The sequence below is a fragment of the Vibrio sp. Isolate23 genome (assembly GCF_022398095.1).
Lineage (GTDB): Bacteria > Pseudomonadota > Gammaproteobacteria > Enterobacterales > Vibrionaceae > Vibrio > Vibrio coralliilyticus_A.
Window position 1 is genome coordinate 543,924 of the sequence record NZ_JAKEUV010000001.1, and the last position, 17,100, is coordinate 561,023.

Annotated in this window: 6 protein-coding genes; 2 read left to right on the forward strand and 4 right to left on the reverse strand. The window is 46.5% G+C overall.

Going from position 1 to position 17,100, the window contains the following annotated elements:
• Nucleotides 1-2 precede the first annotated feature (2 nt).
• Both L1D31_RS02475 and L1D31_RS02480 read right to left on the reverse strand, forming a co-directional pair.
• Complete coding sequence (locus L1D31_RS02475) at nucleotides 3-11,258, reverse strand: retention module-containing protein (RefSeq protein WP_275666041.1); 11,256 nt, start codon at nucleotides 11,256-11,258, stop codon at nucleotides 3-5.
• Between the two features lie 461 nt (nucleotides 11,259-11,719).
• Nucleotides 11,720-12,628 (reverse strand): aldo/keto reductase family oxidoreductase, encoded by a 909-nt coding sequence (locus tag L1D31_RS02480; protein ID WP_239835508.1) that lies wholly within the window; start codon nucleotides 12,626-12,628, stop codon nucleotides 11,720-11,722.
• Nucleotides 12,629-12,723: 95 nt separating this feature from the next.
• Here L1D31_RS02480 and L1D31_RS02485 point away from each other — a divergent pair, with 95 nt between their 5' ends.
• Nucleotides 12,724-13,122, forward strand: a complete 399-nt coding sequence (locus tag L1D31_RS02485) for a helix-turn-helix transcriptional regulator (RefSeq protein ID WP_031343192.1) — start codon at nucleotides 12,724-12,726, stop codon at nucleotides 13,120-13,122.
• Nucleotides 13,123-13,252: 130 nt separating this feature from the next.
• Entirely contained in the window at nucleotides 13,253-15,310 is a 2,058-nt protein-coding gene (locus tag L1D31_RS02490; protein ID WP_239835509.1) for an alpha-amylase, read from the forward strand.
• Nucleotides 15,311-15,356: 46 nt separating this feature from the next.
• On the opposite strand, the gene L1D31_RS02495 is transcribed toward L1D31_RS02490, so the two are convergent.
• The gene (locus L1D31_RS02495; protein ID WP_235202584.1) at nucleotides 15,357-15,596 is read right to left on the reverse strand and encodes a hypothetical protein; all 240 of its coding nucleotides are present in this window, start codon (nucleotides 15,594-15,596) and stop codon (nucleotides 15,357-15,359) included.
• A 202-nt stretch (nucleotides 15,597-15,798) separates the two neighbouring features.
• Nucleotides 15,799-16,851, reverse strand: coding sequence for a 3-deoxy-7-phosphoheptulonate synthase AroG (gene aroG / locus L1D31_RS02500; RefSeq protein WP_006960398.1), 1,053 nt, complete (start codon nucleotides 16,849-16,851; stop codon nucleotides 15,799-15,801).
• Between the last annotated feature and the right edge of the window lie 249 nt (nucleotides 16,852-17,100).

Consider the following 17,100-nt stretch of genomic DNA (forward strand, 5'->3'; position numbering starts at 1 on the left):
AATTACTGATCGTGGACGATAATGTGCTGATCAAGCAAGGTCGATATAATTTGCGAGGAATCCATGCTGTTGAAGTCAATTTGTTGACCTAAATCCTCCACCAGAATAGTTTGCTCACCATTTCCATTACCATCAGGGTGCACTTTAAGTTCAATATCATCTCCATCAACTAACTTGGCATCCAAATGGGACAGTAAAGTATCCATATCTACATTCGCTTGCTTCAGTTCAGGTAACACTTCACGCAGGTCAATCTGATCTCCTTCAGCAATACTGAAATCGGTAATAGTGTCCGTCGCACCATCATCAATCTCATGCCAAATAAAGGTATCTTCACCAGTTCCACCTGTCAGAATGTCTGAACCTAAACCACCATCAAGAATATCGTCACCAGCGCCACCTAGTAAGGCGTCATCGCCAGCACCACCGATGAGTGTATCATTGCCAGTTCCTCCTTCGATTCGGTCGTCACCGGAACCCGCCTGCAACTCGATACCTTCGTCACTTCCCAATAGCTGGTTATCTTGGCTAGAGGAAGAAACATCAATATCGGAGATATCATTGGTCACGTTAAGGTTGAGATCAATAGGTGCTGATTCAGCCGTAGAGCTATCCGTTTCAGTCGACACCGCAGTCAATTGAATGGTATGTGCCCCTTCCTGTACACCGACGATAGAGACGCTATCAATATCATCTGCAGGCACGACAACTTTACCGTCCACTGGAACCAGTGTTCCTGACGATGTTTCCACCGTTGATCCAGCAGGAAGTCCCGACAACTCCAGAGATAGAGCTTCATGCACATCCGTGAGTGCCGCAACGATCCCGAGTAGAGCGATACCATTATTGCTTGCTGTTAGGCTGGCATTAATATTCTTCACATAATTGTTATCTGGCGCAATCGATAGAGTTGGCGCGTTGGCAACAGGCGTAATCGTGATCGGTTTTTGCGTTGTCTCCGACATCACCATGCCTGAAGGGTTACCTGAATCCGTCGCAGTAATGGTGAGCATCACGCTGTCAGATGGGGCGTGAGTCGCATCAAAGGTTACACCAGTGCCAGCAGATGGAGAGTCCAGCAGTGCATTCAGCTCTCCAATGGTACCCGTCAGTGTAATTGAACTGCCTGACGACGGAGTCGCTGTGATAGAAGAGCCCGCAGGTATGGTTACATTCAGCTGTCCAAAATCGACACTGAGCGTGACAGTCATGGCGTCATTAGAAAATGCGTCGACATAGTCAGCATCGCTGACGGAGATTCCACTGATCAACTGGCCCGAAGACTCATTGATGATGGTTGTAATGTCATCCACATCAATCTCAGGCTTATCATTCACCCCAATCACTGACAGTGAAACCGTACCTGTATCGTGAAGGAAGTCATTTACCCCATTTGTTGTGCCATTGTCCTCAATGGTATAGCTGATGGACACATCACCATTAAAGTCATCTGCTGCCGTAAACGTCCAAGAAACACCGTCTGGGTTAAGAGTCAGCGTACCTTGCTCTGCGGGGACAGAGATGGACTTAACCACCAAATCATCACCATCAATGTCATTGCTGGCGGCAATCAACTGCGCGGCGGTGATCTGAATACTGCCTTCTTCAAGAATATCCCCTAGGTCAAGATCGCCAGCTTGAGGCTCGTCATTCACTTCAGAGACATGAATAACGAATGACGTTTCGTTGGTGTTTGAGGTATCTGGGTTTACAGCATCCACCGAACCCACATTGCCTTGATCGTCGATGTGGGCCGTCACTTTAACGCCATCAGTGTCGATCAAATCATTGCTGTTTTCATCCGGCTTGAATGTGACAAGGTCTTGAGCAAGAGCCGAGTTGATGTCAGCGACTTTACCCGTAATTGTCACAGTCTGGCCTGATGCATCCACCGAGACGGTGAGCCCATTGTTAGCTGCTATCGTGGTGTTTTGGAATAGCTCGCCGCTATCTACATTTAAAGTCAACGTGTATTCAGCATCGGGATCATCAAGGCTAGAATCCACATCGGACACCGTGAAGCCTTTAATCGCCACGACAGTATCTTCTGCGGTCTGAATGTCAGCGATATTGTTGAACTCTGGGCGGTCATTCACCGCTTCAACATCAACGGCGACATCAAAGACCTGATTCGTTGTCGGGCCGAGATATTCATTGCCATCCGCATCTTTATCCACCGATTGGACGGTAATTTTCAGGCTATCTTCATTCCAAGTTCCTTTGTTGTGATCCCCGGAATTAAACACAATCTTGTCGACTTCCTGAGCATCGACACGCAGCTCCCATTTACCATTGCCTAGATTGGTCGCAGGTGTCACACCATCTGGGTAGTAAATCGTCGCACCGTCTGGTACTTGCTCAACAGTAATTAACAATGTTTCTGGCTGATCCTGAGCAGAATCACCCGGTAACAGATCGGTTTTATCAACGATACTCGCGTTGATAGCAATGTCGATATTCTCACCTTCATTACCAGTCACACTGCTTGTTGGGTCAATGTCTACCACATCGCCAACAGGGGTAACATCAATGCTGAATTGCCCTTGATGTGCAGTCGGCGCTTGTAACAGCTGCTCTTGCGTAAACACAGTAATGCCAATATCGGCAGTGCCACTGAAATGCTCTGCTGGGCGAATCGAAATCGCTGACAAATCGATTTCTGTTACGCTCGGGTCAGTCAATTGAATGACCCATTCACCACCACCACTGTTCTTAACCACAAAGTCAGACGAAGTACTAGTTACCGTAAAGTCATCAGGCACACCCGTTAGTTTGGCTGAAAGGAATTGCTCTGAGCCATCCGTGTCATTCAATGCAATCGACAATCCAGAACCACCTGAAGTGAGCGAAATGTCGGTATCTTCATCGCCAACCACAACGATATTGTCCGCTGCGGTTGGCAAAGTGACAGGGTCTAGGACCGGCGTGATATCAATGTCCACGTTCTGCGTGAAGGTGCGCTCACTACTCGTATTGGAAACTTGCGTCGTACCTGTGGTATCAAAAGTGGTTTGGTCGACCACCGTACCTTTCACAGTAAAGGAGATTGAATTACCACTGCTGTCCGTCGGATAATTTTCTTTAGGCACAAAGTACAAACCATCCAATGCCGCCTGAATGACCGCAGGATCGTTAGAATCAACGACAAACACACTGCTGTCTGGCTGAATCGGGTCACCATTTACATCAGCAAAATAACCCAAGCTAGAATCAGGTAACGTGATTTCAACTCTCGTCAGTGTTTCTTGGCCTTTGTGACTATCGTTGCGAACATCTGCCAAATCAATATCAAGATCTAACTTGATAAGATTATCTTCCAGTGCATTAGCGTCCAACTGAGTACCCGTGCCTTTTTCCACTGAAGTCGCACTCAGGCTTATTTCAGGAGTGACATCGCTGTCGAGAGGCTGACCCTGCTCGCCCGCTCCCGCCGCTATATCAGCTACCGGTGTCACAGCGACAGGGATATTTAGTTCGACGCGATTCTCATCACCTGATGCTTTATCCGTGGTGACAAAGGTAATCGGCAGATTGAAGTCACCTGCATAATCTTCAGGCAGTTCTAATTTTAGGCCATCAGGAATAGAAATACTGCCGTCAGGGTTGATGGTTGCTTCAAACAGATAAAGGTTATTAGCAAAATCGTACTCAGCCCCGATGACCTTAAGACCACTTACTTCTGCCGGAATGTCGCTTGGGTCAATCACAATGGTGAACTGGTCAGCCACACTATCAGCAGTGCTCACATTGCTACCATCGACACCAATTTGGACAACATTGCTTATTTGACTACTAAGGTCAATGTAGTTGTCTTCGACTCCCGTGATAATGGCGTCTGGAGTTGTTATTTGCTCAATCACAGCTGCTTCACTGTTTTGGCCAACAACACTACTTGGGAAAGTCAAATCTATCGTGGTTGATTTTTCACTAACCGAACCACTTTCGTTTTCATCACCCTTATCGTAAACCTGAGCGACAAACTCAACGGTCAAGGTACTGCTCGGTAATCCATTACTATCGGTGTAATTAAGGCCATCAGGCGCAACGATACTGAAGTTTTCTTCGTCAGTGACTGTCCAAGAGCCGTCACCATTATTAACCGCGCCTGTAACAAACAGCTGATCCAAATCATCGCCTGAAATGCCGACAAAACGCACCACCACTTCTTTGACTAGTTCGTCCGAGCTCGGATCAAAGTCTTCAAAGGCAATAACATTCGCATCACCATTCTGATCGTTGATAGTGAAGTCTATGCGGCCATCATCATCTGTATCGTCAATCGTGGTCACAACAGCATTATTCGATTTGACCTGAAGATCACCATCACTCTCAACAATTGGCCTAACAACAACGGTGAGTGAACCAGTCACTTCTTTCGTGGCAACACTGTCGCCATTATTATCAGCATCATGCTCTTCGACAATCAATTTGGTCTGTAAGTCCATATCAACGCTAGAGTCTTCTGGCGGCTTAACCCGAACGACAGGTTGGCTAGAGTTTTCATCCAGTCCTGTGATCGTCAACGTATTGCTGACGTCATCATACATCGCGGTGCCGCCTGTGTAGTTAGCTACTGGAACGCCATCAATCGTAATCTCAACATCTTCAGGGAAACCTGAAATAGTAATGGATGAGACGAACTCATAATCACGATCATTGGCATCTGGTGCTCTGTCAGGATTCTCTGCATTTTGCAGATTCCAAGGGACGACAATAAAGCTGTCTTCGTTACCTGTAGAAGTCCTGCTGTAAGCATCATCACTCCCACCAGCATCAATCACAGGCACAACTTTAACCAGAATGCTGCCATCCACTTCTCTGATGTGGCCATCGTTCTCCGTAACGATAACTTTCGTCGTGATATTGATGTCTTCGGTCGAATGTTTTGGCGGTTCAACCGTAATACCTGAACTGTATTGCTCTTGAGTAATATTGGCCTGATAAATAGGACCGTTAGCGTCACTACCTGCGTATACCAAATCAATAACACCGCCATTGCTGTCGTACAATTGCACGCCATCGGGGATATCTGAAAGCAGCACAGTGATCGATTCAGAGTTATCATTGACACCATCTTTTTCTTCACCCGATAGGACAGCAAAACTCAACTCAATACTTGAGTTTTCGTTAATAACAACCTGAGCACCTGCATTACCATTGCCGTCTGTATAGCTGTACCAAGTATCAAGTTCAGCACCTGTGATAGGCACATCAGGAACATCGGGAAGATAAGGAATATCAGCAACACCTTTGACAGATACATGGACTGTTTTACCAGCACTCATTTCAGTCACATCGGTGACCTGAGAGCCATCACCAAGTGTTGCGGTATCTTTCACCACACCCGTTGCCTCAAAGGTGAAGTCCTCGTTGGAATGCAGCGGTGGCTGAATCTCGACCTTGTCTAAGTCAGATTGTGCAATCTCATAGTAGCTACCACTACCATCAGTAATCAATGGTAGCGGATCACCGGAACTCACCCAACGCACTTCAAAGCCAGCCAGCGGCTGACCATTTTCGTCAGTGAAATCGGATAAACGGACATACAGCACTTCAGAAGTATCTCCCGGAGTATCGATGTCAGCCGTTGAATTGAGCGTGATGACTTTATCGAGTGTAAACGGTTCATGATCGGGATCGACTGTGTTCTGGCTCGCAGCATTATCCTCAAAGATTGAGATACGGTTGACTGAGAAGCTACTATCATCTGCCTTCGGCGTAACATTGAATACCAGCTCTTGCACCACGGACTCGGCAGTTTCTTTGCCAGAAACAGCATTGGCGTCTTCTTCAGTTAATGCTTTCGCGTCAAACTTAATCGCTCCAGAGAAGTTATCCCTCGGATTTAGCTGAACGCTGTTGATATCATCAGAGCTGATCAGATAAACGCCTGGAGATGACTCTGCAATGACGTTTCCTGATGCATCCAGTAACTCAAACTCGCCTTGACCTTGAGTCACTTCAAGACGGTAAGTAATCGTCTCTGGATTACTGGTATCTTGTGTCACTGCACTCAAGTTGAGCGTCTGATGAGCGCCATCTTCTGTTAACGTGTACTCGTAAGTGCTATTAGCATCATCCCAAGTGGCAATATCGGCAACACTTTCCACTTCAATTCTGAAGCTCGAATTCAGCTTATGATCCAACGTACCATCGTTGTCAATTTCAAGCTGGTACTTGATCTGGATACCTGATTCATCGGTCGAGTAGTTTCTGTCCGGTACAAAATACAGGTTAGTGATCGTGGTGATTTGATCGCCATCACTATTCACACTCGATGTCTGATCAATCAAAGAGCCATCAATGTAGATTTTGCCTCCATTGTTTGGCTCAAGTTCGACGTATTGGCTGCCGTCAAAGTAGTAGAAGGTACCGTGGTGATCTCCCGCCTTGATCGTCATGCCACCAATAGATTCGTTGTTATCCGCATCATACAAATTCGCTTGAAGCAAAATCTGTGTTGGGGAGTCAAGACCCGTAATACCGCTCTGGTTATCCTGAACGTTAGCGGTATCAAGGGTATTTGGATTATTTGGATCGTAGTCAATCGACGGATCACGACCAGATTCTTCGAAAGTCGTCACTTTGAGAGCGATTGCTGACGCTTTCCTATCGACGATGGTCAGATCCAATTGCGCCGTTGAGGTATCTTTGTCTCCATCCGTCGCAGTCACGTCAATACTAAAATCAAACGTATCACCATCATGTTCTAGGTTATCGTACGCTTTGAAACGGATGTCACCATTAGAGTTGACTCTCAACTCACCCAGTTCGCGGATATCTCTTGTTCCGTTACCAGTATCGTATTCTTCGTAAACTTTGATCGTTTGATTGCCAGACTGAATATCGACACTATCGACATAGGTACCATTTTCACCGCCAAATTTAATCACCGAAGTACCATCTGTAGTCCCTTCAATCATCGTAATAGCAGCGTCATCAGCCCCTTTATCAGTGGAGGCTTCAAACATATTCACTCTCTTGAAACCACTGCCTTCAACTCTAGAAATCGAGTGGTCAGTCAACAATGGAACATCATCGACGACGGTAATAGGTAGAGTAATCTCAGCGGACTCATCTCCATCAAAATCTGTCGCTTTGATTGTAAAGTCTATTTGGACGCTGTTTTCACCCGCGCCTTCTGGATGATCAAGAGGTTTAAGTAATTCAAATTGATAGCTGTTGTCTGATGTATCCAAAACAATTCTAAATACAGGCTCATGACCATTTTCAGTCATTGCTGTATAAGTGAACGTCGTGCCACTGGTTTGGACAGCAGCCCACTCAAGCACTTCGCCGTCAGCAGACAAGCCATCTAACGTATCACCTGCATTAGTTAACTCATATTCCACAACACTGTCAGCGCCTTCAGCGATAATGAAGTTACCATTAATCGTGGTGTCTTCAGAGCGATCCGAGCCAATACCCGCTAGGTCATCTTCGTCGACAGATGTTTCCCCTGTCGACCCCGTTAGTACAGGTTGATCATCAATAACTTCAATTGGCAAGCGGACAGTTGGTGAAGTGTCGTTGTCTTTGTCGATCGCAACTACATCAAACGGAATGGTCAACGTATCGCTGTTTTGTGCATGGTCCAAAGCTTTGAATTGGGTGTAAGTATAATCACCGTTGTCAGACAGCACTAAAGTGAAGATCACTTGACCGCCAGCCACACCTTGATAAGTGGTCGCGCCAGCAACACCATTTACCTCAGAAATCGTTACCGCTTGCCCGTTAGACGTTAGGCCATTTTGCGTATCGGATACATTCACCAACTCATAAGCAACAACACCATCCGCGCCTTCTGTGGTGACAAAGCTGCCTGTCGCAACAGCGGCTGCACCGGAAGTATCAGAGCCTGCTGCGGTGTCATCTTCATCAACCACAAACGTGCTTGATGGATCAATAGAGCGAACTGTCGGGCTGTCATCGCCAATCGTCACCGGCAGGGTAATACGGTCGGTGTCGCCATCGGTGTCGGTCGCCACCACMGTGAAATCAAGGCGTTCACTGTCGCTGTTRGCGTCATGGTCAATCGGACCTTTCAGCTCAAAGGTGTARCTGCCATCAGGRCGCARCGTCAGTACAAACACATCGCCATCYACGCTGGAAGCCGTGTAGGTCGCCACCCCATCGGCATCGATGGATTCAGAGAGCGTCACCGCTTTGCCCTGAGAAGTCAGGCCATCAATCGGGTTGGTGGTCAGGTCAAGCTCGTAGCTCACGACCTTATCCGCCCCTTCAAGCGTGGTGAAGTCTCCGTCTTTGCTCACACGTGTCGCGTCTGGGCTRGTGCCACTGGCTAAGTCATTCTCATTGAGGATTAACGCCTCMGCCGAGGCGATGTTCGGGCTATCATCGCCAATSGTCACCGGCAGSGTAATGCGGTCGGTGTCGCCATCGGTGTCGGTCGCCACCACCGTGAAATCAAGGCGTTCACTNGTGCCACTGGCTAAGTCATTCTCATTGAGGATTAACGCCTCMGCCGAGGCGATGTTCGGGCTATCATCGCCAATSGTCACCGGCAGSGTAATGCGGTCGGTGTCGCCATCGGTGTCGGTCGCCACCACMGTGAAATCAAGGCGTTCACTGTCGCTGTTAGCGTCATGGTCAATCGGACCTTTCAGCTCAAAGGTGTARCTGCCATCAGGGCGCAGCGTCAGYACAAACACATCGCCATCCACGCTGGAAGCCGTGTASGTCGCCACCCCATCGGCATCGATGGACTCAGAGAGCGTCACCGCTTTGCCCTGAGACGTCAGGCCATCAATCGGGTTGCTGGTCAGGTCAAGCTGGTAGCTCACGACCTTATCCGCCCCTTCAAGCGTAGTGAAGTCTCCGTCTTGGCTCACACGTGTCGCGTCTGGGCTAGTGCCACTCGCTAARTCATTCTCATTGAGGATTAACGCCTCAGCATGGCTTATCGAAGGAGCATCATCGACAATATTGACAGAAATATTTTGGGCAGCAGTATCACCATCATTATCTTTGGCAATAACCGCGAAATTCAATGTTTGATCATCAGCATTCGCAGCATGATCAATCGGTCCTTTCAACTCAAATGAGTAGGTGCCATCTCCTTTTATCGTCAGGACAAATACATCCTGATCAGACGTTGAAGCGGTATAGGTATAGGTATTAGTTGCGCTGTCATAGGTTTCACTCAGTGATACCTCCAAGCCATCGGACTTCAAACCCGCGACTGGATTAGAGTTCGTATCGAGTCGGTATTCAACTACCGTATCTGCACCTTCAGTTACAGTAAACTGACCGTTTGCCGTCAAAGAAGCCGCGTCTGGTGAGGAACCTGAAGAGAGATCATCTTCGTCAAGAGACAAAGCGTCAGCACCGCTAATCGTCGGTGCATCGTCTTTCACTTGGATGAGAATCTTGCCTGCTTCCTCGGAGCCCGTACCGCCCGCTAATTCAGAACGATCACCATCCGCATCAACCGCGTAAACTGGGAGTTCAATCGTCAATGACTCATCGTTCACACCTAAATGATCAAGCTGTTCAAACAGCGTGAACTCATAATCACCTTGCGCAGGTGAATCCACCTTAATTTCGAACACTGTGACACGGCTTCCGTTGAGCTCAATCACGCCTTCATACGTTCGAACACCGTTCTCATTATCCGTTAGCTCAAGAGTGACCTGCTGACCTTGTGAAGTCAGTGAGCCGTCAGTATTAAATTCGCTTGGTTCCAGCTCAAAGTGATCGATGATATCACTGCCTGCGGTGGCTGTAATAGAACCACTACCCGAAACTGCCACAGTGCCGACTTGCGAGCCACCAGCAACACCTGATTCATCAAGACTCAACCCATCAACATTAGTAATAACAGGGTTGTCGCCGTCAGTAATCTCAATATTAATGTCATTGGTGACCGTATCCTGGTCGTAATCTACAATAGTGGTAGGCAGTGAAAGAGAAATCGTATCAGAGCCATTGTGTTCCAAAGGCTTAAACTGCTGGTACTCATACTGCCCTTGCGTATCAACGCTAACCGTCAGTACGGTATCTCCTGAACCATCAGCCGTTAACGTGATTGTTGTCCCGTCATCTGACAGCGTTGCCGTCGTGGATTGATTGTCACTGAGTAAGCCATCAAATTGCTGAAGTGCAGAACTGTCAAACGTTACTGAGGCCAGTGCATCACTGCCAATTGCAGCGAGTTCACCTTGGATTAACGTTGAATCAGATTCGACGTTCTGAACATTCGTCGCTTGAGGTGTTGGATTAACTCCATCGCCAATTGAAACCTGAGCATCGATAGGAGCTCGAATAGCGTTACCACCTGAATCAGCACCTGTGATATCAAAGCTGACTGAAATCTGATCATCGCTGATTGCGACTTGTCCACCACCAACAGAATCTACGTGATCAATAGGCTGGCTTACTGTTGTGGTCAGCTCTAGGCTGACATCTTTGCCGACCAAAGTCGTATCAATATCAATGCGCAACACTTCACCTTGAGCGTTGACACCGATAATAGCGTTTTCGGCCGAATCATAAGTAAACGTAACGGCTTCACCTGAAGATGTGATATCAGAATTGAGTTCAGCCAATAAACTAGCGAGTGAAGCAGGTTCAGGGACAAAACTATCAGCATCTAAGGGAAGGTCACCGGCAAAAATAGTCACTGTTGCTGTTTCTGACTGGGGGTAAGTACCTGCTGATAGAGAGCCCTCAACAAGCGCTTCTGAGATGCTTTCACCACCAGCAGCAAATACTAAGGTTCTTAACTCATCGTCGGTCTCTTCTACATCGTCTTGTGCTTGCGCTGATGTTTCGAAGAAAGTGCTTGCTAATACTTCGGTGCCATTGTATTCGATGGTCACAAAGCCACCGTTCGCAGAGCCTGCACCGCCTGCGCCTGCTGCTGTAGCCTCTAGGATTTGAGTCGGGTCAGCACCATCTAAAATCGCACCTTGAATTGCCGCAATCTCATCTTCACTTAATGCACCTTCACCAAGCTGGGCAAGATCAAACTCAACATCTCCGTTCACTTGCGTAGAATGCCAAGCATTACCATCAACATTCTCTAATCCTAAGGAAATGCTATTTTCATCAACAATTGAAGGAATACCACCAGCACTCAACACCACTGAGGCATTACGAGCAGTGATCATGATTTCATTCGACTGGATAGTCTCGCCTTGAATGACTTTTCTCGCGGTGCCATCAGGCTTAACAGCGATAACGTCCCCGCTCACTTCTTCTACGATACGAGCCTGGCGTACAATTTCGACTTCCATACTTATCCCCTCAATCTGACCAAATCAGTCAACAGCAATTAAGAAATTTAATAATATTCAACAAGCGTATTGGCGACAAAAATATCAAAATTTGTACGTGATTCCAGTGCTTATTTCCATAATATGACCGTTGCTCGTTATTAGAGTAATTATAGACAGGTTAATTGACTTCGTTGCATTAACTAAGATCATGATATTAAACAGTTAACTCATTAGTTAAAACACCAATCTCACATGTGAGAATAACCACTAAAAACTTAGGTTATTAGTGAGTCAAGGCCATGAAAAATGTTTCGTAAGTGAAAAGTAGTGACGAATAGACTGATAAGAAATATAAAAATCCGATATTAGTTTCCTAATATCGGATTTGGCAGACCTTTAAAAAGCGGACACTCAGCTCTCGATGTTCTTAATTGATTACATGACAGCTAAGTCGACACTTTCTCATGTAAAATCGCAGTCTATGGCACACCATGACCTTTAGAGGCTACCCAGACGCGATACCATTGCTCACGAGTAAGTTCAATGTCCATCGCTTCAACAGCGCTTTTCACGCGTTCAATTTTTCCTGAACCAATAATAGGCAGAGGTCGTGATGGCAGTCTATTTACCCATGCGTAGATGACTTGATCAATACTCTGCGCACCTACTTCACATCGGATTGCTTCTAGCTCATCACAAACACGTTGTGCCTGCTCGGTTGCACCAGTAAAGATGCTTCCACCGCCGAGACAAGACCACGCCATTGGTCGTACGCGCTTCATTTGAAGCTGATCTAACGTACCATCATGGGCAACCTCAAAATTCAATGGATTGATTTCAACCTGGTTAGTAACCAGCGGTTTGGCCACACGAGATTGTAGAAGATCAAACTGACTTGGCGTGAAGTTAGACACGCCAAAGTGCTTCACTTTGCCAACTTTGTGTAATTCATTAAACGCATCAGCCACTTCATCCGCATCCATCAGTACATCTGGTCTATGGATAAGCAAGACATCAATTTGCTCGATGTTCAGACGTGCAAGCGAGTTGTTAACAGATTCATAAATATGCCCCGCACTGGTGTCATAATGGTTCACCTTGCGTTGAGGAAATTTGTCGGTACAGAGCTGAATATCACACTTAGTGACGATCTCGATCGCATCACGGACGGCAGGATCTAACTTTAACGCTTCACCAAATAGAGCTTCACATTCGTAATTGCCGTAGATATCTGCGTGGTCGACTGTTGTAACACCTAACTCAATATGTTGCTTGAGAAACGACAATCTTTGCTGAGGCGTCATACCCCATTCTGCAAGGCGCCAGTAACCCTGAACCAGTTGAGAAAACTCCGGGCCTTGCGGCGCAATTGTGACTTTAGACACCATCACTTACCTCCTAATAAAAACTGCCTTTACAGTATTCTTGTTTAATTCAATGCTCAACGTATACTGACAACAAATTCGAACCAGAGTACGAAAAATTGAGTTTCTCCGAACGGCTAAAACAATTGATTGGTGAGGAGTCGGTTTCTGGTTTTGCTCGCCGAGTAGAACTTTCAGAAGCCCTGATTCGCAAATACCTCAACGGGAGTGAACCGAGTTTGTCCAAAGCTAATCAGATAGCCATGAAAGCCAACTGTTCACTGGAATGGCTGGCTACGGGCTGCGGTTATCTATACAGACAAGCTGAAGTGGTCGATATGGACGCCTATATAATGGCCTATCGACACGTCCATGGCTTTGAGCCAAAAGACCACGAACAACACCGCCATGTCATTGCAGGCTATCAATATCTACGAGGTCACAAGAAAGCCGATGGCTACCTAGATGAATCTGCCATGGTGCAATTTTTAAATCTCCAGATAAAGACACAACGCTGAAACTGTCATCCGTATAACATAAAGGATGACTGCTGTGATTTTGAGCAAATTTTGGGGCGTAGGTTAGGGGAATGATGTCAGCTTGAGGTAATCGGTTTAACCTTGTTTAAAAAACAATCAAGGAATGAACGTGAAGCAAACACATATCTCTCTTGCTGTGCTGACTGCCCTAATCAGTTCGGCAACTATAGCCGCGCCGACTCTCACCATTTCAACCACCACCACAAGTCGGGATTTCCCTTTAAGCACATCGGATCCATTGGTTCTGCCACTTAAAAAAGAAACCTATCAAGTTAATATATCGGGGATCGATGGTACGTGCCCATCAGTAGCAGAACAGAAAGTTAAGTTCCGTAAACCACTGAGCCTCAATTGCAGTAGCGATACCGAATTATCGATTAAGATCCGCTTCAGTGGAGATTACTCCTTTGCCTACGATGATACTCAACACACAATAACAATCGCTCGGGAAGCCAAGAAAGTCGCAGCCAAGAAGTTTACCCGCCCTATCCCCGATGTCGTTTGCGAGCAATACAAAGGTGGAGAAGTGGCACTTTCTTTAGGTGGCACCTTCAGTGAAGGTACTCAGCTCAGAGAGGCATTTTCAAATCAACTCGTTACCGTGCAAAACGATCAAGTCAGATTAACCCCCTCCCCGAACAGTGGTGGACTTGTTCTACTTGAACAGGCCGATGCCAGCGCCTCCTCTGCGCAATTCGACTATCGAAACGCCAATATCTATTTCGCCATGGTGGATCGATTCAACAACGGAGATAGATCCAATGACCACAGCTATGGCCGAAAGAAAGATGGCAAACAAGAGATAGGCACCTTTCATGGAGGGGATCTTAAAGGACTTACCGAAAAGCTCGACTATATTCAAAGCCTTGGCACTGACGTGATCTGGCTTTCTCCTATCGTAGAGCAAGTCCACGGCTTTGTCGGTGGTGGAGAGAAAGGCAGTTTTCCATTCTATAGCTACCATGGTTACTGGACTCGTGATTTCACCAAAATCGATCAGAACTTTGGTAATGAAGAGGATCTAAAGCAGCTGGTCACAGAGGCTCACAAACGCGGTATGCGTATCTTCCTAGACGCCGTGGTCAATCATTCGGGTTACTCGACACTGGCAGACTTACAGTTCGACAACATAAACGTTGTTAACACCGATAATATGCCCGATAAGTGGCAAGACTGGGCACCCAAATCAGGGCAGAACTGGCATAGCTTTAATGATTCTGTTGATTACGCAAGTTCAAACTGGCAGCAGTGGTGGGGTAAAGACTGGGTTCGAGCTGGTTTACCAGGCTACAGCAAACCCGGATCAAGTGATATCACAATGACGCTGGCTGGCCTACCCGACTTTTTGACCGAGTCTGAGCAGCGCGTAACACCACCAGAATGGTTACTCAACAATCCAGGAACCCGCGTTCAAGCGCGTGAGAGCTACACCGTATCTGACTACCTCATCGAGTGGCAAACCGACTGGGTCAAGCAATTTGGTATTGATGGCTTTCGAGTTGATACCGTTAAACACGTTGAAGGAGATGTGTGGAAACGGTTGAAAAGCGAGGCAACAAAGAGCCTTGAGCAATGGCGTGTCAATAATAATCAGACTGGGCAACCTTTCTGGATGATAGGTGAAGTCTGGGGACATTCGGCTTACCGTTCACCTTATGCTGACCAAGGTTTCGATGCGCTAATCAACTTTGATATGCAGAAGAAGCTCGACAAAGGTGCCGCTTGCCTGAGCCAAATGCAGGAGACCTATCAAAACTACGCCGATTCAATGCAAGAAACGCCAGATTTTACCCCTGTCAGCTACATGTCTTCACACGACACAGAACTGTTTTTCAGTCGCTTCAACTCGTTTGAGATGCAGCGTAACGCCGCCAACGCTTTATTACTTAGCCCCGGCGCTGTTCAGGTTTACTACGGTGATGAAGTGGGAAGAGATTTAGGCCCCTATGCTGATGACTTCCATCAAGGCACTCGCTCTGACATGCTGTGGGAGCTAAGTAAAGAGCGCCAACAACTTCTTAAACACTGGCAAACGTTAGGCCAGTTCCGTCAATCCCATCCTGCAATAGGAGCTGGTGTACACGAAGAAATTGGCAACAATTCAGCCTATGTTTTCTCTCGGAGTTTGGAAGGCGACACGGTTGTTGTAGGTTTCGTTGGTAAATAAATATACAAGGGCTCTCTGCCGAGAGCCCTTGTTCAAATTAGTCAGATTAAGGTTCGTAGTTTGGATTCATTAATGAGTATCGATATTGCTGATCTTTCTGTCCTTCCGCTGCAATATAAAGTAAGAACAGTCCTGTATGACCGATGCCACACTTGAGATCGCAAGGGACCTCATAATCTAGCTTCAAAGCTGGTGGAGGCGATGTACTATCGACCTTTACATCAATCGGGTCTTGGTTCATCTCATTGCGCGAGTCATCGTACTTGGGCAGAGTGTAAATAAACAAATCACTCTCGCTTTGGGCCGCGTGAGTCCATGAGGATAAAGCCAAGCATAGTATGACAGTCCAGATAATCTTTGACGTTCGCTTCATGAATCATTGGGGTCGATAAGTTCGATTTCCATAATATATTAAACAGTGTTCAATTAAACCCCTAAAACGAAAAAAGCTCCCGACTTGGGAGCTTTTCTTACAAATAAGAAATAGGTTATTTGTTACGACGAGCTTCTACAGCATCGGCTAACTGACGAAGAACCTTTTCAGTGTCTTCCCAACCAATACACGCATCAGTGATAGACTGACCATAAGTTGGAGCTTGACCATCAACAAGATCTTGACGACCTTCAACAAGATGCGACTCAATCATTACACCAAAAATAGCATCTTCACCTGCAGAAATTTGACCTGCTACATCTTCCGAAACCAACATCTGACGCTGGTACTGCTTCGAGCTGTTAGCATGGCTAAAGTCGATCATCACCTTCTGAGGCAGACCTGACGCCTCAAGTTCAGATTTAATAGCACCAACATGTTCAGCGCTGTAGTTAGGCTCTTTACCACCACGTAGGATGATGTGACAATCTGGGTTACCAGCAGTTTCAACGATTGCAGAGTGACCGTACTTAGTGACTGACAAGAAGTGGTGAGAAGCACTCGCACTGCGGATTGCATCTGATGCAATTTTGATGTTGCCATCAGTGCCGTTTTTGAAGCCGACTGGGCAAGAGATACCTGAAGCCAGTTCACGGTGTACCTGAGATTCAGTGGTACGTGCACCGATAGCACCCCAGCTGATTAAGTCTGCAACATACTGCGGAGTGATCATATCAAGAAACTCACTCGCCGTAGGTAGGCCAAGATCAGTTAGATCCAGCAACAACTTACGCCCCATGCGCAGACCGTCGTTGATCTTAAACGTGTCGTTCAGGTACGGGTCATTAATCAGGCCTTTCCAACCGACAGTTGTACGTGGCTTCTCAAAGTAAACTCGCATCACGACTTCTAGGCGGTCACCCAGCTCATCACGCAATACTTTCAAACGCTTACCGTATTCGATTGCTGCTTCAGGATCGTGAATAGAGCAAGGACCAACGATAACCAGCAGGCGGTCATCATCGCCGTTTAAAATCTTAGAGATTGCTTCACGAGAGCGAAAAGTCGTTGAAGACGCAGTTTCAGTCGCCGGAAACTTCTCTAAAACAGCTACTGGCGGTAATAATTCTTTTACTTTGCTAATTCGTACATCATCAGTCTGGAACATTGCTTACGTCTTCCTATTTCTCTTGGCTTGAACACCGCACCAAAAATTAGTGGTGCATAAATGCTCTATTTTGTTTTTCATCTTCCCTGTAACTTATCTATCAAAAACGATGCTTGCAACCACTTTTTAAACCAAAAGGCAATCTTTCTTCTATTTTTACATTTTACACCGTATGTAAAATTTAAATTACACACGATAAAGAGTGAGCAATATCAGGCTTTAAAGCTCTATTTTAATTACATGAGATGC

Bases quoted from the DNA above. Each gene is read 5' to 3' on its own strand.
- aroG (WP_006960398.1), bottom strand. From the start codon at position 16,851: ATGTTCCAGACTGATGATGTACGAATTAGCAAAGTAAAAGAATTATTA.
- L1D31_RS02480 (WP_239835508.1), bottom strand. From the start codon at position 12,628: ATGGTGTCTAAAGTCACAATTGCGCCGCAAGGCCCGGAGTTTTCTCAA.